This is a genomic window from Arthrobacter luteolus NBRC 107841, from assembly GCF_001552075.1.
Classification (GTDB): Bacteria; Actinomycetota; Actinomycetes; order Actinomycetales; family Micrococcaceae; genus Arthrobacter_B; species Arthrobacter_B luteolus.
In genome coordinates this window covers 52,262-74,570 of sequence record NZ_BCQM01000009.1, presented here as the reverse complement: position 1 = coordinate 74,570, position 22,309 = coordinate 52,262, and the positions used below count along the sequence as shown (strand labels likewise).

Here is a 22,309-nt window from a genome sequence, read left to right as displayed (position 1 = left end):
CTCGATAACATGGAGGAGGGCAACCGAACATGGTTGACAGCCCGTTTGCAGCGTTCAGGAGATAGCAAGTTATGAGTCCCACCACTCGAGAAGCACAGCGCGCCGAGCTGCACAAAACTATCTGGCGCATCGCAAACGATCTGAGAGGCTCAGTGGACGGGTGGGACTTCAAAAGCTACGTGCTCGGCATGCTCTTCTACCGGTTCATTTCCGAGAACCTCACCGCCTACATCAACGAGGGCGAACGAGCCACCGGCAACACCGACTTTGACTATTCCACTCTTCCCGACGAGCAGGCGGAGTTCGGCCGGGAGGTCACCGTCCAGGACAAAGGCTTCTACATCCTGCCCTCGGAGCTGTTCCAGAACGTCCGCAAGCACGCTGCAAACGACGAGAACCTGAACGAGACCCTGGCGAGGATATTCAAGAACATTGAAGGCTCCGCCGTTGGCCATGACAGTGAATACGACCTCAAAGGTCTCTTCGACGACCTGGACGTCAACAGCTCCAAACTTGGCAATACCGTAGCCAAGCGCAACGAGAAGCTCGTCAAGCTCCTGGACGCCATCGGAGACCTGCCGCTGGGGAACTTCGAGGACCACTCCATCGACCTGTTCGGTGACGCGTACGAGTACCTGATGCAGATGTACGCCTCCAGCGCAGGGAAGTCCGGCGGGGAATACTACACCCCGCAGGAAGTCTCCGAACTCCTGGCCCGCATCACCGTCGTGGGCAAAACACAGGTCAACAAGGTTTACGATCCCGCGGTGGGCTCGGGCTCGCTGCTGCTGAAGTTCGACAAGATCTTGGGCAAGGGAAACGTCCGCCAGGGGTTCTACGGCCAGGAAATCAACCTGACCACCTACAACCTTGCCCGCATCAATATGTTCCTGCACGACGTGAACTACGAGAAGTTCAACCTCGCCCACGGCGACACCCTCCTGGACCCCGCGCACTGGGATGATGAACCCTTCGAAGCGATCGTCTCCAACCCGCCCTACTCCATCCGATGGGAAGGCGACGCGAACCCGCTGCTCATCAACGACCCCCGGTTCGCCCCCGCAGGTGTACTCGCCCCGAAGTCCAAGGCCGATCTGGCTTTCACCATGCACATCCTGTCTTGGCTGGCGGTGAACGGCACCGCGGCGATCGTCGAGTTCCCCGGGGTGCTCTACCGTGGCGGTGCTGAAGCGAAGATCCGCAAATACCTGATCGATAACAACTACGTCGACGCCGTGATCCAGCTGCCGCCGGACCTGTTCTTCGGCACCACCATCGCGACCTGCATCATCGTCCTCAAGAAATCCAAGAATGACAATGCCGTCCTCTTCATCGACGGCTCCAAAGAATTCGTCCGCGGCGGGAACAAGAACAAACTCACCTCAACGAACCAACGGACTATCCTGGACGCATTCATCGCCCGCGAAGACGCGGACCACTTCGCGAAACTCGTAGCAAACGAAGACATCGCAGCCAACGCCTACAACCTTGCAGTCTCCTCCTACGTCGAAGCCGAAGACACCCGCGAAGTCATCGACATCACCGAACTCAACGCCGAAATCCAGCGAATCGTCGCCCGACAACAGGAACTCCGCACCTCCATTGACGCCATCGTGGCTGACCTGGAAGGTAGCAAATGAGCCGGATCGACGACCTGATCGCAGAGCTTTGCCCTGACGGGGTTCAGTTCGCCGCGCTTGGTGACCTTGTACGCATTCGAAACGGAAGAGACTACAAGGCGCTTGGAGAAGGGACCGTTCCTGTGTACGGAACGGGAGGCGTGATGCGTCACGTTGATACAGCTGCCCACCTGGGACCATCAGTGCTGATTCCGCGCAAGGGGTCACTGGAAAAGCTCTATTACGTAGACGTCCCCTTTTGGACCGTGGATACAATTTTTTATACAGAAATTGGCGAGCGAATAGTCCCCAAATTTCTGTACTACCACCTGTCAACCCAGCATCTGGAAGAGCTCAACCAAGCCGGTGGCATTCCCAGCTTGACCCAGTCAGTATTGAACCAGCTACGCGTACCGGTCCCGCCGCTGGAGATTCAGCAGGAGATTGTGCGAATACTGGACCAGTTCACCCAGCTGGAATCAGAACTGGAAGCCGAGCTGGAAGCCCGCCGCAGACAATATGAGCACTACCGCGATTCCCTAATCGCGGGCCATGGCAAGGATTTCCAGTGGCTGCCCATGGGCGAAGTTGGAGAGTTTATTCGTGGTCGACGCTTCATCAAAAACGACTTCACGGAAAGTGGAATTCCCTGCATCCATTATGGCGAAATATACACGTCTTATGGAACTTCAACCACATCAACTATCACGCACCTGCCTGAAAACATGGTTTCACAACTCCGGCTTGCGAAGCCCAAGGATGTGATACTTGCTGCCGTGGGCGAGACCGTCGAAGACGTCGGGAAGGCTGTCGCATGGCTTGGGGACACTGATGTGGCGATTCACGATGACTGTTTCCTCTATCGTCATCCATTGAACCCAAAATTTGTATCGTACTACTTGCAGACTCAAGCCTTTCATTCTCAAAAAGGAAAGTTTGTCTCACGGGCTAAGGTGAAGCGGTTATCGCGTGAGGGGCTTAGTCAGATCACTCTTGCTGTTCCGCCAAAGAAGGAACAGGAACGTATTGTCGAAATTCTCGATGTGTTCGGCATCCTCCTGAACGACCTAAGTATCGGTCTCCCCGCCGAGCTGGCAGCGCGCCGCAAACAGTACGAGTACTACCGCGACCAGCTGCTCACCTTTAAAGAGCGGGCTGTATGAGCGAGGCGACTCCGCGTAAGTACGATCCGATAGCTGCGTCGAACGAAAGCACGGTGGTTGCTGAGTACATTCCTGATGCGAAAGCCGAGAGCGCCTACCAGTCCGAGTCAGACCTCGAACGCGAGCTGATCCGGCTCCTTGAGTCGCAGGCTTATGAGTATCTGCCCATCACTTCCGAGGCGCAGCTCACCTCCAACCTCCGGGCCCAGCTGGAAACGCTGAATCACATCACGTTCTCGGACACCGAGTGGGAGCAGTTCTTCACCCAGCGCCTGGCAGGAGCAAACGAAGGCATTGTCGAGAAGACGGTGCGCATACAGGAGGATCATGTTCAGCTGTTGACCCGTGATGACGGATCGGTCAAAAACATTCTGCTGCTGGACAAGCCGAACGTTCACAACAACCGGCTGCAGGTCATCAACCAGTATGAGACTCCCCAAGGAGGGAGCGGCGGCAACTATGCCAACCGGTACGACGTCACTGTGCTGGTCAACGGTCTGCCCATGGTCCACATCGAGCTCAAGCGCCGCGGCGTGGATATCCGCGAGGCCTTCAACCAGATCGACAGGTACCAGCGCGACAGCTTCTGGGCAGGCTCCGGCCTGTTCGAGTACGTTCAGCTGTTCGTCATCTCCAACGGCACGTTGACCAAGTACTATTCCAACACCACTCGCCGCCAGCACATCAACGAGATGACGGGCAAGAAGCGCGTCCGCAAAACATCGAACTCCTTCGAATTCACTTCGTGGTGGGCCGACGCGCAGAACAAGCCCATCCAAGACCTGACGGCCTTCGCCAAGACGTTCTTCGCCAAGCACACGCTGCTGAACATTCTGACCAAATACTGCGTGCTCACGGCCGACCGCATGCTGCTGGTCATGCGCCCGTATCAAATCGTCGGGACCGAGCGGATCCTTCAGAAGATCGAGATCTCCGCTAACTACAAACAGCTCGGTACGACTGCGGCTGGCGGCTATGTCTGGCACACCACCGGTTCGGGCAAAACGCTTACATCGTTTAAGGCAGCCCAGCTGGCATCAAAGATGCCGTCGGTGGACAAGGTGCTGTTCGTCGTCGACCGCAAGGACCTCGACTACCAGACGATGCGGGAGTACGACCGATTCGAGAAGGGTGCAGCGAACTCGAATACGTCGACGGCTGTCCTGAAGAAGCAGCTCGAGGACCCCGGCGCTCGGATCATCATTACGACAATCCAGAAGCTCTCGACCTTCATCAACGCCAACAAGGGCCACGCCATTTACAACGGGCACGTGGTTATCATTTTCGACGAGTGCCACCGCTCCCAGTTCGGCGACATGCACACCGCCATCACCAAAGCTTTCAAGCGCTACAACCTGTTCGGCTTCACAGGGACGCCGATCTTTGCCGAGAACGCCGGCAGTGGCGGAAACCCAAAATTGCGGACCACCGAGCAGGCGTTCGGCGAGAAGCTGCATACCTACACCATCGTGGATGCAATCACGGACAAGAATGTCCTGCCGTTCCGCATCGACTACGTAAATACGGTCAGGGTCGGCAATGTGGCCGACAAGCAGGTCTCCGCGATCGACACTGAAACGGCTTTGCTTGCCCCGGAGCGGGTCCGCAAGATCGTGGGGTACACCCTCGAACACTTCGACCAGAAGACAAAACGCGCCGAGGCCTACACACTGGGCGAGAAGCGAGTCCGCGGATTCAATGCGCTCTTCGCGACGGCGTCAATTCCGGCGGCACGACGGTACTACCAGGAGTTCCAGGCCCAGCAGAAGGATCTCCCTTCGGACCGGAAGCTGAAGGTCGGCCTGATCTACTCCTATGGCGCGAACGACGCTGTGGAAGACGGCGCGCTCGATGAAGAAGAGTTCGATACAGGACACCTGAGCAATGATGCTCGGTCCTTTCTAGAAGACGCCATCGCCGACTACAACGCGATGTTCGGCACTTCGTTCGATACCACTGCCGACCGGTTCCAGAACTACTACAAGGATCTGTCGCTCCGGCTAAAGCAGCGGGAGATCGACCTCGTCATCGTCGTCAATATGTTCCTGACCGGGTTCGACGCCACGACGATGAACACCCTGTTCGTGGATAAGAATCTCCGAGCCCACGGGCTCATACAGGCTTTCTCCCGGACCAACCGGATCCTCAACTCGGTGAAGACGTACGGAAGTATCGTCTCCTTCCGGGACCTCGAGGAGCAGACCAACGACGCAATTGCGCTGTTCGGCAACAAGGATGCGCGCGGCGTCGTCCTCCTGAAGCCGTACCCGGAGTACTACAGCGAATACCAGGAGAAAGTGGACGAGCTTCTCGCTGCCTATCCCCTCGGGTCGCCGATCACCGGAGAATCAGCCCAGAAGGAATTCATTGCTCTGTTCGGTGCGATCCTGCGCCTGCAGAACATTCTCACCTCCTTTGATGAGTTCACCGGCAACGAGATCCTCACGGACCGTCAGGGCCAGGACTACCGCAGCGTTTACTTGGATCTGTATGCGGAGTTCCGCAAGGAAAAGACTGCGGACAAGGAGAAAATCAACGACGATGTCGTCTTCGAAATTGAGCTGATCAAGCAGGTCGAAATCAACGTTGACTACATCCTCGTGCTCGTCCAGAAATACCGCGAGCAGCGCGGGGATGGCGAGGACAAGGAGATCCGGGCCGAAATCACCCGTGCCGTCGATGCCAGTCCGACCCTGCGCAACAAGAAGGACCTGGTGGAAGCGTTCATTGATCGGGTTTCGATCACCGGTGAAATCGATGAGGACTGGCAGGCCTTCATCAACGAACGCCGCGAAAGCGAGCTCGAGAAGATCATCGAGGCTGAGAATCTCCGCGCGGATGCCACGCGGACGTTCATCGACATGGCCTTTAGCGACGGCAGCATCCAAGTCGCGGGTCCAGCGCTCACCAAGGTCCTGCCACCGGTGTCGCGTTTCGCTCCCACCGGCGGGCTCGGTGAGAAGAAGCAGCGCGTGCTGGGGAAACTCGGCGAGTACTTTGACCGGTTCTTTGGGCTCAGCACAGTCAGGAGTGACTAACCGGAAGCTCTTCGTCAGGGAGTCCGTTTCCTGAGCCTGATCTACTCGGACATCCCCGACCGGTAATGTCGATCGCTAGGTCTAGAACCGATGATAGCCATCACTAAAGAGCAAGAACTTGTTATCGGTATCGATTTATCCAAGCACTCGCCGTGGCTGTTTCAAAGACACCGTCAATCATGCCTACACCATTGTCGGCCAGAAATGCAGCAATTTGGGCTCCATTCATACTTATCATCCCACTTGTATCCAACAGACGATAACCGTCGCGGCTTATTGTCCCAGTTGTAAAAAATAAATAAAAAACAGGGTCGCATACCTTCATGTCAAGGTCTCGAAGAGCGACGCCGCCATCGGCAAAAGCCTTAGCCCGCGCAAGTTGAACCGAGCCGACGAGTTCTCGAAGATCAGGTGTAGAGACCTGAGTTTTTTGGTAATGTTTCGCCTGACCAACCATCCAGACATTCAACATCGAGTCCACACTGGGCAGAACACTTTCATTACCGAGTCGAGCGCGGAGTGATAGCTGGCCAAAGAAATCGATACCCTGATCACCGCTAAGAGCGGTCAGTTTGGGAGCAGGACAACCCAGTTGGTCGAGAATGCCGCGGCAACAGGCTTCAAACTCCTCCCACCGCAAATTCTTCAGGAATTCCTCGTAAGAATCGTAGTGCAAACGCCTTTCTTTGGCTCGTCGAGTTGACTCGTCATCGCCTACCTGAATGAACGAGCTTCCTTGAAGGTACCCGCTAGATTTCTCATTGAAAGCGAACCTGCACGGCAACGCACGCTGGTCCGCTAGGGTGAGTGTCTCCGTCAGCTCTGTTTTCGCCTGCCCCGTATGACTCTCGGCAAACTCCGCCGCAAGCGCCTCTGCGGTTCCAAAACGATCAATAGCGACCTGATATATGATCTCCTCCAACCGCTGCGGGGCTGCGTCCAGTGGCCACGACAACGCTATGTACTGGACGACTTTCTGGCGCAAACCCCTCGTCATCGCGACTTTAGAACTGAGGCCTCGTGGGTCTCCAGAATCGACTCAGTCACCTGACGAAGTTCCTTTAACTGCGCAACTTCTCTGTCTGCTAGATTCTTGATTTGCATGATCCCAACATGTTCCAGTGATTTACTTGCCGCCTTCACTTTGGAGATCCAGTCACGTGACGCCTGATCGGCCTTCACGAGGGCCACAGCATCGCTAAAGGATTTATCCGGGTCGAGCAGAGATTCGTAAGCCTCTTCGTTGTCCAACAGGGACTTCATCTCACGAACCTGAGAGTACGAGATAATTTTTGGCGGTCTCTGTTTCTGGTCCTCATCATGATGGGGGGAAATCAGTGAGTAAAAAACGTTTCGATGCTCCTCGTTTTCGGTCCTGCTTTCGTTCTCGTTCCATCCCAACCATGTCCTAACTTTAGGAGTCGATAGGGCTTCATGGAATAGGGGATAGAGCTCCGTCGTGACGTAGTCACCGTAGTCCTCGTTCAGGCGCATCTCTTCTACCGCTTGAAATGCTCTGAAGCGGCGATTCACTTCCAGGGCGCTCAGCCCCAACTTGGAAGCCACTTGCTGTGTTGTCAACGAGTGGTCATTTCGAAGCTCGAAGACGAGCTTCGCGCTTTGGTATCCACCCCATTCTTTAATTCCTCCCACATGCCGTACTCCCATTATTGTTAGGTAAGCGCTTGGGTCATCCGTGGTCAACAGAATCACAGGGACTTTCTCGAGAGTCGCGACGACTCCGTCTGGGATCTCAACCCCAGATTCTCCGTCTTTCTGTATCTCTCGCAAGGTGGCTACCCGACGGTTCCCTTCTAGGACGACGTAAAACTGCTCATCCTTTGGGTTATGGTCGTACTTTTTAACTACAATTCGTTCCACTGGCAGGTATCCGTTGGACAGGACCGACTTCTTAAGGTCGGACACGCCGTCCCGAACCAATCGTTCGCTTGTTTTCAGCTGCACTGTCGGATCGATAAATTTTTTATCCGCAACTAATGGCCTGCCTGCTTCTCCCTTGAATCTGTAGTTATTGGGGTCAAGTAATAATTGGCTCAGCTGGACACTAAGCGGTTCATAAGTTTCCAAGATTGTTTTCCCCTTATTCGGTCATGGATGACCTTCCTAGCATATTGGAATAACGACAGGCCACAAGATTTAAGCGCACGCGTGTCGTTACTCGATTCTCCGTTCCAGGATCACACGTGGAGCATCCACGTGCACTGGAAAACTAGCGAGCAATCGAACAGCAAAAGCAGCGGTCCGCTCACCGGCCCCACGTCTAGGTCATGCAAATCCGAGGTGGCATTGCTGGCCGGCAATGCCTGTCGTTCCACATTGGCGAACGAATCGAAGAAACATTAGCTTACGATCCGGTGCTAGCTACCCATTTTGCCGGGGAGCTCAGATGTCGCACCCACAGAGGAAAATGTCTCCTGGGCGCTATTACGCCACAGCACTAGCCTCGACATAGACATCCGCCGGCATCGCCCGGTGCAGCTTCCACACAATAGCCACCGGCTTCGACCCGGAATGAGACATGTAGTCCAGCTGCCCGATGCAGGTGTACGGCATCGTCATCCCGTTCTCGTCCCGCTGCCGGGGCCGGGTGAAGAGCAGAACCTTCGACCCCAGAGACTTGTGGTTAATGTACCGCTGGCCGGTCGTGCTTTCGGGAGACGCCGCGTTCTGCGACTCCCAGTGGAACACCTCAGGACTCATCGCATAGTCCCTGTACATGATCGACGCCGCGCGTTCCTTTTCGTCCTTCTCCAGGGTCACGAAGAACGCATCGGTCTTCATCTCCGCACACCAAGCGACGCCTTCGCGGTGGCTGGTCTTGCCGCCCAGCGCAAAGTACCCCAACGCGGCCAGGACTTCCTCCCGCCGGTAGGTGGCGTGCGAGTACAGCGGCATCTGCTGCAGTCCCAGACCAAGACCTTTCGGGGCATACCGTGATCGCTGCACCCCCAGGGCAGCCAGCTGCCGGATCTCCGCACAGACCAACGGGTAACTCCGCAGAACATCGAGTCCCTCGTCGTATGACGCGAACCCTCCCCCGCTGGGCCACAGCGCGAAGAACAGCATCCGCGCCAGCGTCTGCTCACGGGCGCTGAGCTCCTCGTACCGAAGCGCGCCGTCGGACATGAGTCGCGAGTAGGTGTCCGCCCGTTCAGGGTCATCGATGCAGAGCATCGCCGTCATCCGCCGAAGCAGATCCTCCTCGAACGGCGACTCTCCTCGCTCAGACGCCAGCACAGCGTCGTCGGCATAGCCGATATCCACGAGCCCTGCCTCCCGGATCAGAGACGTCCAGGAATCGCCTGTCTTGCGGTACACGTCGGGCAGGTCCCGCCCGGACTCCCGGAGATAGTCCTCCAGTAGGTGCTCCCCGTAGGATCGGACTTCAGCCACGAGCTGCTTCCGGTTGACGCGCAGCTGTTCCCGGATGTTGTTCAGTACCGTCTGCTGCGCCACCCGGTCCAGAATGATCTGCGACCCCGAGGGCAGGAACGGGAAGCCCTCCTCCACAGCTTTCTCCAGTGCTTTCCGGCGCAGCCCGGTCAGCGCCCGCAGCTTGGCATCGAACCGGAACTCGCGGCGCTGCTGGCCGATGTAGTCCAGCACCGTCAGCACGGCTTTGTCCTTCGCCCGCCGGAGTCCCCGGCCGAGCTGCTGGAGGAACACCGTCGCGCTGTGCGTGGGCCGCAGCATCAGAATCGTGTCGATCTCCGGCAGGTCGAGTCCTTCATTGAAGAGGTCGACGGCGAACAGGCAGTTCAGTTCCCGGGTGCGCAGCCGCCGCAGCGCCTCCGCACGTTCCGCCTCAGGCGTGTCGCCGGAGACCGCCTGGGAAGTGATGCCGGCACGGTTGAAAACCTCCGCCATGTAATGGGCATGCTGCACGGACACGCAGAAGCCCAGGGCACGCATGTCACTGGTGGACGTGACCTTGTCCCGGAGTTCGCTGATGACCTTGGCGGCACGGGCATCGTTACCCGTATAAAGCGCGTCCAGCTGGGTGGTGTCATAGGCGCCGCGCTTCCATTCGACCTGGCTCAGATCGACGTTGTCAGCCACGCCAAAGTAGTGGAACGGCACCAGCAGATCGGCGTCGAGCGCATCCCACAGCCGCAGCTCACCGGCAATGCGGCCCTCGAAGAACTGGTCCGCAACGTTCACGCCGTCGCCGCGCTCAGGGGTGGCCGTAAGGCCCAGCAGTTCCTGCGGACGCAGCTGGTCCAGGAGCCGGCGGTAGGTCTGGGCTTCGGCATGGTGGAACTCGTCAATGACGACGACGTCGAACTGGTCCGGCGCGATATTCTCCATTCCCAGCGCCGAAAGTGACTGAACGCTCGCAAAGACGTTTTTGAACTGGGCGGGTTTGTGGTCACCCACCCATAGTTCGCCGAAAGAGCCCTTCTGCAGCACATCCCGATAGGTCCGCAGCGACTGCTTAAGGATTTCCTGGCGGTGGGCAACGAAGAGCAGCGTCAGGTCGCGGCCTTCGCGTTCGCAGAGCCGTTTGTAATCCAGCGCCGCGATGACGGTCTTGCCGGTCCCGGTTGCTGCCACAAGCAGGTTCCGGTGCTCGTCGTTGACCGTGCGTGCCGCTTCGAGGTTCTCCAGCATTTCCTGCTGGTGCAGATACGGCTGGATCTCCAGTCCTGTGGTGCTGTCCGGGCGGGCAGTAGTGCGGCCGCCATTGCGGGCCAGTGCCGCGTTCAGCCGGTCGCCGTCGGTCTCCGGGTCGTAGGGCTGGAAGCCCGGTTGTTCCCAGTAGCTGTCGAAGGTGACCTCAAACTTGCGCAGCAGATCCGGGGTTCCCACGGAGGAGAGCTTCACATTCCATTCGAGTCCGTCCAGCATGGCCGGTGCGCTGAGGTTCGAGCTGCCGACGTAGGCCGTGTCGAACCCGGTGTCGCGGCGGAAAAGCCATGCCTTCGCGTGGAGGCGGGTGGCGTGGGTTTCGTAGTTGATCCGGACTTCGGCGCCGTATTTGAGCACCAGTTCGTCGATTGCCCGCCGCTCGGTGGCTCCCATGTAGGTGCTGGTAATGACCCTGATTCGAATGCCTCGGTCGCGGAGGTCTTCCAAGGCCGGTTCAAGGAGCCGGAGGCCGGTCCAGCGGATGAAAGCACAGAGCAGATCAACGCTGTTGGCCGATCCCATTTCGGCACGGAGTTCGGCGGCCAGGTTGGGATCGTCTTTGCCGTTGGTCAGGAGCGCTGGCTTACGGAGCGGTGTGGAGGGGCGGCGCAGTTGGCGACGTCTTAGAGAGTCCGTGGGGAAGAGCGACAGGAGTTGGGTGGGGCCTGGTTCGATCAGGTCTGTTGAGAAGCCCGCCAGGATTCTGTTCGCGACCATGACCCGGTCCTCTGGGTTAGCGCTGGCCAAGACATCACGAACCTTTTCCGCGATGTGCTGTGCGAGGACATCCGGAGATTCGTTGGACGGAACAGAATCGAATATCGGGTTTAGTTCCGGGTAGTTAGCTAGTTGTCCTCTAAGACGCCCAGTATGCAGCTCCTCATATAGACCTGGAACGACGCCACTGTTATCCCCCAAAATGCTCATTCAACAAGGGTACGGTCTCCGATCCTACCGCTATGGATCTCAAGCTCAAGGGCCCACAAGCCCTGTCTGTGTAACGGTTCAGAGACATCGTTATACGGAGGTTGAAAAGGGTCGTATCGTTATGGCCGGGTTCCATATGCGCGTCTGCTGCGAGCCCGCATAAAAGCCCCGGGATCGAAGGGGTCATTCTGTAGGAGGAATAACCCTTGCCGGAAGCAAATTTCGTCGTTGTTGATGTGGAAACCACAGGGCTCAACCCGCGCTACCACCACCGCATCGCTGAAGTGGCGGTCGTAACGGTGTCCCCCACCGGTCAGATCCTGGACCGCTGGGAGACGTTGGTTAATCCGCAGCGCGATCTGGGACCGCAGTCCATCCATGGGATCAGAGCAGCAGAAATACTGGATGCACCGACCTTCGTCGAAGTCGTCCCTGAACTTGTAGCTCGGTTCCAGGGAAACGTGCTTGTGGCTCACAACCTTTCATTCGATGCCGGCTTTTTGAGGCACGAATTTGACCGTGCTGGCGGTACACTTCCGGAGCTCTTCCTCAGCGGGCTCTGCACCATGAAACTCTCGCACGATTATGTCTTCGGAAATGCCCGTTCCCTTGCTCACTGCTGCGAGTTTCTAAGCGTTCCCACGGGTACCGCCCACTCCGCCGGAGACGATGCCGAGGCCGCGGCGGGTCTATTGGCCCGTTATCTGGATATGGATCCCACCCGAAACGATTGGGAGAAGCACCTGGGTTCGGCTGCTTTGGTGGAGTGGCCACTCGTCGCGGCGGCGACCGCCCGGCGTCAGGTACTCCGAGGCGCCCCTGCAGGCGAGAAGACTCACTTCCTGAACCGGATCGCCGCACAAATGCCTGAGTTTACCGGCGCTGAGGAAGACGAGGAGTACTTGATACTGCTTGACCGGGCGATGCTTGATCGACACCTCTCCTATACGGAGCAACAAGAATTGGTCAGCCTCGCCGAGGGCCTTGGAATCCCGAGGCAACGCTGTATGGAGCTGCACACTTACTACCTGGAACAACTCGTTACGGCCGCATGGGCGGACGGAGTCATCACACCCGATGAGAACGCTGAGCTGTTGCTGGTGGCGTCTGTGCTTGGCGTTCACGGTGAGGTTGTCGAGCGTGGCCTCGCTGCTAAGCCCGCTACGGCCATAAAGGAACCGATGCGGGCTTCTTATTCTGTTGCTGCTGGGGACGTAATCGTCCTTACTGGCACAATGACGCGGCCACGAGAAGAATTTGCGATCGCCCTGCAAACCCTTGGCTACACAGTTGCTGACAACGTAACCAAGAAAACCACCCTTGTTGTCGCCGCCGATCCCGACAGCTTGTCCGGCAAAGCAGCCAAAGCCCGAAAAAACGGGATTCCAGTCGTCGGTGAAGATTTCCTTTTCACAGGGCTGGGCATCGCGCGCTCTTAGAAGCTGCCTCTGACGGTGGCTATAAGCTCATCCATCACGAGCCTCAGAAAAAATGACCACGACAGAAGGAAATGTTCGTGAACATCGAGCAAAATGTGACAGAAGTCGACATTCAGAATGGTCGAATCCGATGCGGTGTGAAGGTGAAACCGGATCTACCTCATGCAAGGGGTGAAGTCGAAATACTCCTCATGGGCACACGGCTCCTGGCTCGTTATGACCCCAGAAATGGCCCCGATCGCCAGCGTTCCGGAGTATTGAAGATTGGCCGTGAGGAGATGAGATCTTTGATCGGCGAACCTCGAACTCTCACTTTCCGGCTGAACAAGGACATGCCGGAGTTCTCGTAGCTCAGCGTTGGGTTGGTCTGACTTAGCCAACTTCTGGGCCAGCTCACGATGTCATTCCCAATAAGGCACAAGATAACAATCGAGAGTAAACGGCGCACCCACGCACACGGCTTCCTGATAAGTCCCGGCTGCCGGATATTCTCATCCCTGTTAATTCAACAACCTGGGGGAATCCTTGCACCGCACTGCGAGTGGAGTTCACCGCTCCGCGCTTGAAATCGCTCCGAGAAGCATCAGTTTTCGTTCCGTCAGCCGGTTCCCGGAGTCCGCGGCATGATCCTCGCGAAAAAGTTAGCCATCGCCGCCACAGCAGCCGTGGCCATCACCGTCACCTCGGTCGGGGTCGCAACGGCAGTCAATTCCGACAAAGCCCGGGTGGTCCGCGTCATCGACGGAGACACGCTCGTTGTGGACTTCAAGAATGAGGAACTGACCGTCCGGCTTCTGAATGTCGATACACCGGAAACCAAAGACCCGAACGAACCGGTTGAATGCCTCGGACCCGAGGCCACCGAGTTCCTGAAAGAGGCACTGCCCCAGGGCAGGAAGGTCACGCTGGCCTTCGACGTCGAATTGTTAGACCGCTACGGACGCACCCTGGCAGCCGTCTACGACGCCAAGGACCGCCTGATCAATGCCGAAGTTGCCCGCCAGGGTTTTGGCATTCCCGTCACCTACGGCAAGAACTCGAAGTTCCGGCCCCCGGTTGACGCGGCCTACCAAGAGGCCGAAGAGCAGAAAAAGGGACTGTTCGACGACAACGTCGAGTGCACCGTCCCCGGGACGGTCGCCGCACTGGAGTCAGCGGTGCAGGAAGCAGCCGCACAAGGTACGGGGACGTCGGCAGCATCGGCAGCTACCGCGGCGGCAGCCGTCTTCGCCGCAGCCAAAGTGGTCAACGAGGGCTTTGATGCGCTGGAGGCCGGGGCGAAAACCGGCAAGTCCGTTATCTGGAAGGTGTTGTCCGAAGCCGACCGGTCAGCCCTGCTGGCCCGGGCGGCAACCGCCAAGGGCACCATCGCCGAGCGTCATGGCGAGCTCACCAGGCTCCAGGAGGAGCGGCAGGCCGCCGAGGACGAGGCCAAGCGCCTGGAAGCAGAAGCCAAAGCCGAGGCCGAAAGGGTGGCAGCTGAGGAGGAGGCCCGAAAAGTTGCCGAAGCCGCCCAGGCTGAAGCCGACAGGATCGCAGCAGCACAGGCAGAGGCACAGCGTATCGCCGCTGCGCAGGCCGAGGCGAACCGCCGGGCTCAACAGCAGCAGTACGTCGCTCCGCCCCAGCAGCAGTACGCTCCGCCTGCCCAGGGCAACCCCTCGGGCTACACGGGGCCACGGTGCTATGCGCCCGGCGGCAAGACCTGGCGGCCCTGCTAGACCAGGGACGCTAAAGGGCGCCGCCAGGCGGCGCCCCTACGGCCGTTGCAACGCACAGGCTTGGGAGTTGCAACGGCCGTGGTTCGTTTAAGCGGAAATCACTACCAATCCAGGGGCTCCGATTGCGTACGCAGCCAGCCGAACTTGCTCCGCGACGAGCCCGGTTGCCAGTGGTCTCCACTCGCAATTCCTGTGGCCGGATCTCGCGGATTCAAGGTCAGAACCCCCAACCACGGTTCCCGCATTGTCCACTGCCTCCTAGCCTGTAGCCCGTCCTAAAGGCTATTTACCGGAGGTTTGACCGTGAAAAAGACTCTGACTGGACTTGCATTGACCGCCGCTGTTGGCTTTTCAGCTCTCTCCGCGGCGCCGGCCATGGCTGTTACCGGAGCCTATCCAAACTGTGATGCTGCCGCCGCCGCAGGGGTGTACAACATTCCTGCGGGGGCTCCCGGATACGCTCCGAACCTTGACCGGGATGGTGACGGTATCGCCTGCGAAGATCCGACCGCCACGCCCGCGCCGCCGGCTCCGACAGACATGCCACTCCCGAACCCCGGCGGGCAACCGCCACAGGTCGCCGATGTCCCTGCCGGGGCACCGAGCACCGGTGTGGCGCAGGAGGAAGGCACAGATGGAACGCGTGCGCTCGTCGCGGGCGGCGCCGTCGTACTCCTTGCTGGCGCGTCCTTGGCCCTGTACCGCAAATCGAGAAAAGCCTAATCTTTCCTGCATGACGTGGCGAAGGAACCAACCCTGACGGGCGTGCCTGGCAACCGCGGCGGGAGCCGACTGGCTCTCGCCGCGGTTGCTGCACTCCTGCTGGCGGGCTCAGCCAGCGACGCGACAAGGATCACCCCGGATGAGTCCCCTACCCATTTCCCAGCGAGCGCAGCCAATGACCACGTCCCTAACAGACCCGACCCGCAGACCTCTGCCACTTCGTCCGTTCCGACAGGTTTGACTATCCCGTCAGTAGAGACCCAGTCCGCCCTGCTCGAACTGGGGTTACAGCCCGACGGAACAGTGGAAGTCCCGCCGCCCGACCCCGGCTCCCCCGCAGGATGGTATGTCGGCTCTCCCGTTCCTGGGGATGCCGGTCCCGCGGTCCTGCTTGGACACGTGAACGCATCCGACGGAGGTCCAGGGATCTTCGCGAAGCTCCGCGAGCTCCAACCCGGTGACCTGATTTCAGTCGAAAGAGCGGACGGCACGGTAGCAACATTTTCCGTCGCAAGCGGTGAGCAGTATTCCAAGGCGGACTTCCCCACCCAACGGGTCTACGGAAACACGCAGGGTCCCGAATTACGTCTCATCACCTGCGACGGATTCAACAGCGCAACCGGCCTGTGGGAGGCCAACTATGTTGTCTACGCTCAACTTGTCCAGCCAGCCGCCCCAAACTCCTAAAACGAAACCCGCCGCTCCTCCGCGTCCACCCGGTTCAGTTCCACGTACTCCCGCTTGGGCAGCCCCACGGACTCCGGAACGCCGGGAAGCTCCTCGCCGCGCAGCGTGGCCTGGGCAGTCTCCCGCATGCAGAGGATGCTGACCAGGCCGATGACACCGGCAATGGCCATGTACCAGCCCGGGACCAGCTGGTTGCCGGTGGTCTCGATCAGCTGGTTGGCAATCGTCTGGGACGGGCCGGCGAAAAACGCGGTGGAGAAGTTGTAGGCGATCGCGAAGCCGGTGTAGCGGACCGCAGTCGGGAACAGTGCCGGAAGCGTGGAGGATACCGAAGACACCAGGATCACCAGCAGGAAGCCCAGCACACCCAGGCCGATGAACTGCAGGAACAGGTTCTCCATCCCCAGCAGCGCAATCGCCGGTACGGACAGCACGGTGTACCCAACCGCGGCCGCTAGCAGCAGCGGCTTGCGGCCAATCCGGTCGGATAGTGCACCGACCGGCGGAATAGCCACCAGCATCAAGGCCATCACTGCCACCAGCATCCAGTTGCCCTGCGCGGTGCTGTGCCCCAGCTGCCCGCTGAGATAGGTCGGCATGTAGCCGAGGATCAGGTAGAACGCCACGTTCAGCAGCACCACAAAACCGGCAACAATCAGCAGCTGCCGCCAGTTGTTCCGCAACACGGTCCGCAGCGGCGACTTGGTGGTTTCCTCGTGCTCCGAGGCCTCCGTGTAGACAGCAGCCTCGGTCAGCCGGGTACGGATCCACAGTGCAGTCAGGCCCAGCGGAATGGTCAGCAGGAACGGCAGCCGCCACCAGCCGGCCTCCATGCCGGAATCCCCCACAATGGCGATCAGCGTGGTGCAGACAATCGCGGCCATGATGAAGCCCACCGTGGTGCCGAACTCCAGGAAGGAGCCGAAGAATCCGCGGCGCTTATCCGGCGCGGACTCCGCCATGTACACCGCAGCTCCGCCGTACTCACCGCCGGCGGAGAAGCCCTGCACCAGGCGGCAGATCAGCAGCAGCACCGGAGCCAGCAGGCCCACGGTCTCCAGCGTCGGCAGGATGCCGATCGCGCCGGTGGCCAGCGTCATCATGGTCACGGTGAGCACCATGACCTTCTGCCGGCCCACCCTGTCCCCCAGCGGCCCGAGGATCAGCCCGCCCAGCGGCCGGACCAGGAAGGACAGTGCAAGGGTGGCGAGTGTCAGCGTGACCCCCAGGCCGCCGTCGCCCTCCGTGGACCCGAAGAAGTTCACCGCCATGTAAATGGTCAGGTAGCCGTAGACGCCGTAGTCGAACCACTCGACGGCGTTGCCCAGCGCCGCGCCCAGGATGGACCGGTGGAGCGAGCGCTTGCCTTCGGAGGTGCTGGGCTCGGAGCCGGGAACTGCCTGCGGTTCCGGATGCCTGCCTTGCGTGGGCTGTGAACTGGTGGTCATCGGTTTGTCCTTTAGTGAGTGGTTTGGCTAGCAAGGGTGGTGCCAAGTTCGGGAATCCGGCCGGTGTACCGGTCCCCATCGCGCTCAAATCAGTTCCGCAACAGCAGCCCGTGCCTTCGCACCAGGCAAACCAGGCCTAGCGGGGTACGGCCAGGTACTTCGTTTCCAGGAACTCCTCGATCCCCACCCGTCCACCTTCACGGCCCAGCCCGGAGGCCTTGATCCCGCCGAACGGTGCCGCCGGATTGGAGACGATGCCGGTGTTGAGCCCCACCATGCCGACCTCCAGCGCATCGCCCATCCGGAAGCCGCGGTCCACATCCTGCGTGAACAGGTAGCCCACCAGCCCCCACGGGGTGTCGTTGGCCAGCCTCGTGACTTCCTCCTCGGTGTCGAACGGGACCACAGGCGCCACCGGCCCGAAAATTTCCTCGCTCATCAGGTCCGAGTCGGGGCTCACCCCGGAGAGGACCGTCGGGGTGTAGAAGTAGCCGGGCCCCTCCGGCCTCGATCCGCCGCAGACCACTTCCGCGCCCTTGGCGACGGCGTCGTCCACCAGCTCCTGCACCTTGGTGAGCGCCTTCTCCTCCACCAGGGGCCCGACGTCGGTGCCCGGCTCCGCGCCGTTGCCCACCGACAGTGCGCTCAGGCGGGCGGCGAGCCGGCGGGCGAACTCGTCCGCCACCGGCCGCTGCACAAACATCCGGTTCGCGGCGGTGCAGGCCTCACCCATGTTGCGCATCTTCGCGGCCACGGCGCCGTCCACGGCACGGTCCAGGTCCGCGTCCTCGAACACGATGAACGGCGCGTTCCCGCCGAGCTCCATGGAGGAGCGCATCACATGCTCGGCGGCCTGCCCCAGCAGGCGCACGCCCACTTCGGTGGAGCCGGTGAAGCTGACCTTCCGGGCAATGCCGCTGGACATCCACGGCGACACCACCTTTGAGGCCTTCGACGTCGGCACCACGTTCAGCACACCGGCGGGCAGCCCGGCCTCGACCAGGATGTCCACCAGCACCAGCGAGGACAGCGGGGTCAGGTTCGCGGGCTTGAAGACCATGGTGCAGCCGGCGGCGATGGCCGGGCCGATCTTGCGGGTGCCCATCGCCAGCGGGAAATTCCACGGCGTGACCAGCACACACGGTCCCACCGGTTCCTTTGACACCAGGATCCGGTTCTTCCCGTCGCCGGTGGTGGTGAGGTCCCCGCCGATGCGCACGGCTTCCTCGGAGAACCAGCGGAAGAACTCGGCGGCGTACGCCACTTCTCCCTTGGCTTCGGCGAGCGGCTTGCCCATCTCGGTGGTCATGATCAGCGCCAGCTCGTCCTGCCGGGCCATGATCAGGTCATAGGCGCGGCGCAGGATCTCGCTGCGCTCCCGGGGAGCGGTGGCAGCCCATTCCTTCTGCACCCGGCCGGCGGTTTCGATCGCCCGCTGGGCGTCCGCCGGACCGCCGTCGGCCACCGTGGCGATGACCTCCTCAGTAGCGGGATTCACGACGTCGAACCGGGCACCGGAGGCGGCGTCGGCCCACTGCCCGTCGATGAACAAGCCGGTGCTGACCTTGGCGATGGCGTCCCGCGCTGCCTGCGAGGTACGGGAGGTGCTGGTTGTTTCGGTAGTCATCTCAGGAGTCCTTCTGATTGGAGGTTGGAAAGTTTTTGGGATTCTCGAGACCAGGTCTGGAGCCGGGTTTCGGGTCCGTGGCGACGCCGGTGGCCGGGCCGGTCTTTGGTCTGGGGTCCAGGAGCTGGGCCAGATGGGTTGCGGGCCGGGCGGCGTCGAGCTGGTTGACCTGCATGGCGCAGGAGAAGCCGTCGGTGAGGACTACGGTGTCCGCGCTGGTGTCCCGCAGCGCCGGGGCGAGGGCCTGCTCGGCCACCTGCATGCTCACGTCGAAGTGCTCCTTTTCGAAGCCGAAGTTCCCGGCCACGCCGCAGCAGCCGGTCGCATCGACCACGGTGGGAACCCCGAGGGCGGCGAGCGCGGTTTTCTGCGTTCCGGCACCAAAAACGGAGTATTCGTGGCAGTGCGTCTGCAGCACCACCTGCTCCGGCAGCGGCACCGCGGGCGACGGCGTCCAGCCCGCCGCGGACAATTCGCCCATGTGCGCGGCAAAACTGCGCACCCGGGCCGCGACCCGGCGGGCCTGCTCGGTGGGAACCAGCTCCGGCAGGTCCTTCCGCAGGGCGGCGGCACAGCTGGGCTCGACGACGACGATGGGCCGGTCGGTGCCGTCATCCAGCGTCTGCGCGGCGTTAGCCAGCAGCTTCTTGGCGGTGTCCAACTGCCCGGTGGAAATGTAGGTCAGTCCGCAGCAGGCGTCCGCGGAGCATTCCGTCCGCTCGCCCGCATCGGCCAGCACGCGAGCCGCGGCACCGGCGACCTCGGGGCGAAAACCCCGGGTGAAGGTGTCGACGAAGAGGACGACGCCGTCGGCTTGGTGCGGGGACGCCCGGCCGGGTGCTGCACCGGCATCTGCCGGCCCGCCAGCCCGGCTCCGCGTCCGGCCATCAGTCCGCTGGGGCATCTCCACCCCGGCAGCCGCGACCCCAGCCCGCCACTCCCCCGCGCCGGCGAACCGGGGCAGGGAGCGTTCGGTCGTGAGTCCGCCAAGCTTCGCGGCGAGCTTGCCCAGCGGCGTCGCGAGCACGGCGTTAACCAGCGGCGCCACCCTGCCGGTGAGCTTGAGCCAGCGCGGCAACCAACCGAGCGAGAAGTGCGAGAGCGGGCGCAGCCGGCCCCGGTAGTAATGGTCGAAGAACTCCGACTTGTACGTCGCCATGTCCACGCCGGTGGGGCAGTCGCTGGAGCAGGCCTTGCAGGACAGGCAGAGGTCCAGGGCCTCGCGGACCTCCTCCGATTTCCAGCCCTCCTCCACAGTGCGGGCTCCGCGGACCATGTCCTGCAGCACGCGGGAACGGCCACGGGTGGAGTCCTTCTCGTCCTTGGTAGCCCGGTAGCTGGGGCACATCACCCCGTCGGCATCGGTGCGGCAGCGGCCGACGCCGATGCAGCTCTGCACCGCGTGGACGAACGGATCAATATTGTTCCCCCCGCCGCTGCCAACAGTTCCAAAAGCACCAACCGGGTCATCAGTTTCAACAGCCGACCCACCCCCGGAATGCAGCGGCCGCAGGTCGAAGCTGGTGCGCCATTCCCGTGCCGGCACCCCGTCCAGCGCCAGCTGCGCGTCGATCGGATCCGGCTCGGTCAGCGATCCGGGGTTCAGGATCCCGGCCGGGTCCCACAGCCGCCGGTACGCGGTGAACGCCGTAAGCAGACGCGGCGAGTACATCAGCGGCAGCAGCTCGGACCGGGCCCGGCCGTCGCCGTGTTCTCCGGAGAGCGAGCCGCCGTGTTGCACCACCAGCCGCGCCGCGTCGGCGGAGAAGGCCCGGAACACGTCCCGCCCGGCCGCGGTGCGCAGGTCGTAGGTGATGCGGATGTGCATACACCCGGCGCCGAAGTGCCCGTACATCACGCCTTGCAGCCCGTACTGGTCCAGGAGGTCTCGGAAGTCGGCCAGGTAATCGGCCAGTTTTTCCGGCGCGACGGCGGAATCCTCCCACCCGGGCCAGGACTCACCACCCGTGGACAGCCGGGAGGACAGCCCGGCGCCGTCTTCCCGGACACGCCACAGCGAGGCCCGCTCAACGGTGTCGGGCACCGGCCGGCCCTCGATCAGCCGGCCGTTTTCCTGCAGCCGGGCCAGCAGCCGGTCCGCCGCGGCCTGCACGGAAGCGGGATCGTCGCCGTCGAGGTCCACATACAGCCAGGCCTTACCCGCGGGCAGGCCGGTGACCGAATCGGCGCCGCGGCGGAAGCGCATGGTGTCCACAATCGCTTCGTCGATCCCCTCCACCGCGGCCGGAGAGAACTCCAGGATGGTTTCGATGTCCCGGGCGGCCTCCACCACGTCCGGGTAGCCGAGGCAGACCAGCAGCGCGCTGGCCGGTTTGGGCACCAGCTTCATCCGCGCGCCCACAATCACCGCGCAGGTCCCCTCGGAACCCACCAGCGCCCGGGCCACGTTGAAGCCGTGTTCCGGCAGCAGGTTGGCCAGGTGATAACCGGAGACCTGGCGCTGGATCCGCCCGAGTTCCACCCGGAAGTCCGCCAGGTTAGCGTGCGCCAGTTCCCGCAGTCCCGCGGCCAGCGCCGCAGCACGCCGTTCAGAAAAACTGTCCCCCGGGTCGGTCGCCTGCAGTCCCGTGGCCGTGGCGGTGAGCCGGGCGCCGTCGGCCGTGACGACGTCGATCTCCGCCACCTGGTCCGAGGTGCGGCCGTAGCGCACGGAGTGGTTGCCGCAGGCGTCGTTGCCCAGGGCACCGCCGACCGTGGCACGGTTCTTCGACGACGGATCCGGGGCGAACGTGAACCGGCCGCCGGTTGCCTGCTCCACCTCGCGGGACAGGACGGCCAGCACAACTCCGGGGTCCACGGCCACGGTGCCGGCGGCCTGATCGATCGCATGGATGCGGTTTAGGTGCAGGGAGAAGTCCAGGACGACGCCGGGGCCAATGGCGTTGCCGGCCATAGAGGTGCCGCCGCCCCGGGGAACCAGCGGTGTTCCGGTCTCCCGGCAGACGGTCAGGACCGCGACGACGTCGTCCACCGACCGCGGGAACACCACGGCCAGCGGCGGGACCCGGTAGTTGGACGCGTCGTAGGAGTACTCGGCCAGCCGCCGCGGCGACCCGTCGGCGGAAATCCCCGCAGCCGCCAACGCCGCCAGTACGCGGCGCTGGGCTGCATCCTCCGTGCTGGGACCCGCGCCGCCCTTCCCGCTGTCGCGCCGGCCGCCGGCCGGGCTGCGGTCAGCGCGCCGGCCAGCATGCCGGCCGGATCCCCCGCCGTTTCCGGCAGCGACGTCGATGTCAGTCATCGGAA

At 61.5% G+C, this 22,309-nt stretch carries 14 protein-coding genes; 8 read left to right on the top strand and 6 right to left on the bottom strand.

The window, feature by feature from the left end:
- Positions 1-71 precede the first annotated feature (71 nt).
- The 3 genes from AL3_RS14680 to AL3_RS14670 are packed head-to-tail and all read left to right on the top strand — an operon-like array spanning position 72 to position 5,820.
- Complete coding sequence (locus tag AL3_RS14680; protein WP_066302423.1) at positions 72-1,640, top strand: type I restriction-modification system subunit M; 1,569 nt, start codon at positions 72-74, stop codon at positions 1,638-1,640.
- The gene (locus tag AL3_RS14675; protein WP_066302421.1) at positions 1,637-2,782 is read left to right on the top strand and encodes a restriction endonuclease subunit S; all 1,146 of its coding nucleotides are present in this window, start codon (positions 1,637-1,639) and stop codon (positions 2,780-2,782) included. Before AL3_RS14680 ends, AL3_RS14675 begins: the two co-directional genes overlap by 4 nt.
- Positions 2,779-5,820, top strand: coding sequence for a type I restriction endonuclease subunit R (locus tag AL3_RS14670; protein ID WP_066302420.1), 3,042 nt, complete (start codon positions 2,779-2,781; stop codon positions 5,818-5,820). The genes AL3_RS14675 and AL3_RS14670 overlap by 4 nt, the downstream gene beginning before the upstream one ends.
- Before the next feature lie 121 nt (positions 5,821-5,941).
- On the opposite strand, the gene AL3_RS14665 is transcribed toward AL3_RS14670, so the two are convergent.
- The 3 genes from AL3_RS14665 to AL3_RS14655 all read right to left on the bottom strand — a co-directional run bounded on the left by AL3_RS14665 (position 5,942) and on the right by AL3_RS14655 (position 11,397).
- Positions 5,942-6,805, bottom strand: a complete 864-nt coding sequence (locus AL3_RS14665; protein ID WP_161599360.1) for a restriction endonuclease — start codon at positions 6,803-6,805, stop codon at positions 5,942-5,944.
- 8 nt (positions 6,806-6,813) lie between these two features.
- The gene (locus tag AL3_RS14660; protein ID WP_151724072.1) at positions 6,814-7,908 is read right to left on the bottom strand and encodes a hypothetical protein; all 1,095 of its coding nucleotides are present in this window, start codon (positions 7,906-7,908) and stop codon (positions 6,814-6,816) included.
- 357 nt (positions 7,909-8,265) lie between these two features.
- A complete protein-coding gene (locus AL3_RS14655; protein ID WP_066302415.1) occupies positions 8,266-11,397 on the bottom strand; it encodes a DEAD/DEAH box helicase in 3,132 nt (1,043 codons plus the stop codon).
- A gap of 206 nt (positions 11,398-11,603) precedes the next feature.
- On the opposite strand from AL3_RS14655, the gene AL3_RS14650 reads away from it, so the two are divergent.
- From AL3_RS14650 to AL3_RS14640, 5 genes are all read left to right on the top strand, one after another.
- Positions 11,604-12,836, top strand: a complete 1,233-nt coding sequence (locus tag AL3_RS14650) for an exonuclease domain-containing protein (RefSeq protein WP_066302413.1) — start codon at positions 11,604-11,606, stop codon at positions 12,834-12,836.
- Between the two features lie 77 nt (positions 12,837-12,913).
- Entirely contained in the window at positions 12,914-13,186 is a 273-nt protein-coding gene (locus AL3_RS18505) for a hypothetical protein (protein WP_151724071.1), read from the top strand.
- A 273-nt stretch (positions 13,187-13,459) separates the two neighbouring features.
- Positions 13,460-14,557 (top strand): thermonuclease family protein, encoded by a 1,098-nt coding sequence (locus AL3_RS14645; RefSeq protein WP_066302411.1) that lies wholly within the window; start codon positions 13,460-13,462, stop codon positions 14,555-14,557.
- 375 nt (positions 14,558-14,932) lie between these two features.
- Positions 14,933-15,280, top strand: a complete 348-nt coding sequence (locus AL3_RS18150) for an excalibur calcium-binding domain-containing protein (protein WP_151724084.1) — start codon at positions 14,933-14,935, stop codon at positions 15,278-15,280.
- A 15-nt stretch (positions 15,281-15,295) separates the two neighbouring features.
- Positions 15,296-15,967: a class F sortase gene (locus tag AL3_RS14640; protein WP_306303036.1), complete on the top strand. Its 672-nt coding sequence runs from the start codon at positions 15,296-15,298 to the stop codon at positions 15,965-15,967.
- On the opposite strand, the gene AL3_RS14635 is transcribed toward AL3_RS14640, so the two are convergent.
- The 3 genes from AL3_RS14635 to AL3_RS14625 form a co-directional block, all read right to left on the bottom strand.
- Positions 15,964-17,415 (bottom strand): MFS transporter, encoded by a 1,452-nt coding sequence (locus AL3_RS14635; protein ID WP_066302409.1) that lies wholly within the window; start codon positions 17,413-17,415, stop codon positions 15,964-15,966. The two genes, AL3_RS14640 and AL3_RS14635, sit on opposite strands and share 4 nt — an antisense overlap.
- 136 nt (positions 17,416-17,551) lie before the next feature.
- Positions 17,552-19,042: an NAD-dependent succinate-semialdehyde dehydrogenase gene (locus AL3_RS14630; RefSeq protein WP_066302407.1), complete on the bottom strand. Its 1,491-nt coding sequence runs from the start codon at positions 19,040-19,042 to the stop codon at positions 17,552-17,554.
- Between the two features lies 1 nt (position 19,043).
- A complete protein-coding gene (locus AL3_RS14625) occupies positions 19,044-22,304 on the bottom strand; it encodes an FAD-binding and (Fe-S)-binding domain-containing protein (RefSeq protein ID WP_083521780.1) in 3,261 nt (1,086 codons plus the stop codon).
- Positions 22,305-22,309: the final 5 nt, after the last annotated feature.

Coding starts and splice junctions, on each gene's coding strand:
- AL3_RS14680 (WP_066302423.1), top strand. CDS start 72: ATGAGTCCCACCACTCGAGAAGCACAGCGCGCCGAGCTGCACAAAACT.
- AL3_RS14675 (WP_066302421.1), top strand. CDS start 1,637: ATGAGCCGGATCGACGACCTGATCGCAGAGCTTTGCCCTGACGGGGTT.
- AL3_RS14670 (WP_066302420.1), top strand. CDS start 2,779: ATGAGCGAGGCGACTCCGCGTAAGTACGATCCGATAGCTGCGTCGAAC.
- AL3_RS14655 (WP_066302415.1), bottom strand. CDS start 11,397: ATGAGCATTTTGGGGGATAACAGTGGCGTCGTTCCAGGTCTATATGAG.
- AL3_RS14645 (WP_066302411.1), top strand. CDS start 13,460: ATGATCCTCGCGAAAAAGTTAGCCATCGCCGCCACAGCAGCCGTGGCC.
- AL3_RS18150 (WP_151724084.1), top strand. CDS start 14,933: ATGGCTGTTACCGGAGCCTATCCAAACTGTGATGCTGCCGCCGCCGCA.
- AL3_RS14635 (WP_066302409.1), bottom strand. CDS start 17,415: ATGACCACCAGTTCACAGCCCACGCAAGGCAGGCATCCGGAACCGCAG.
- AL3_RS14630 (WP_066302407.1), bottom strand. CDS start 19,042: ATGACTACCGAAACAACCAGCACCTCCCGTACCTCGCAGGCAGCGCGG.
- AL3_RS14625 (WP_083521780.1), bottom strand. CDS start 22,304: ATGACTGACATCGACGTCGCTGCCGGAAACGGCGGGGGATCCGGCCGG.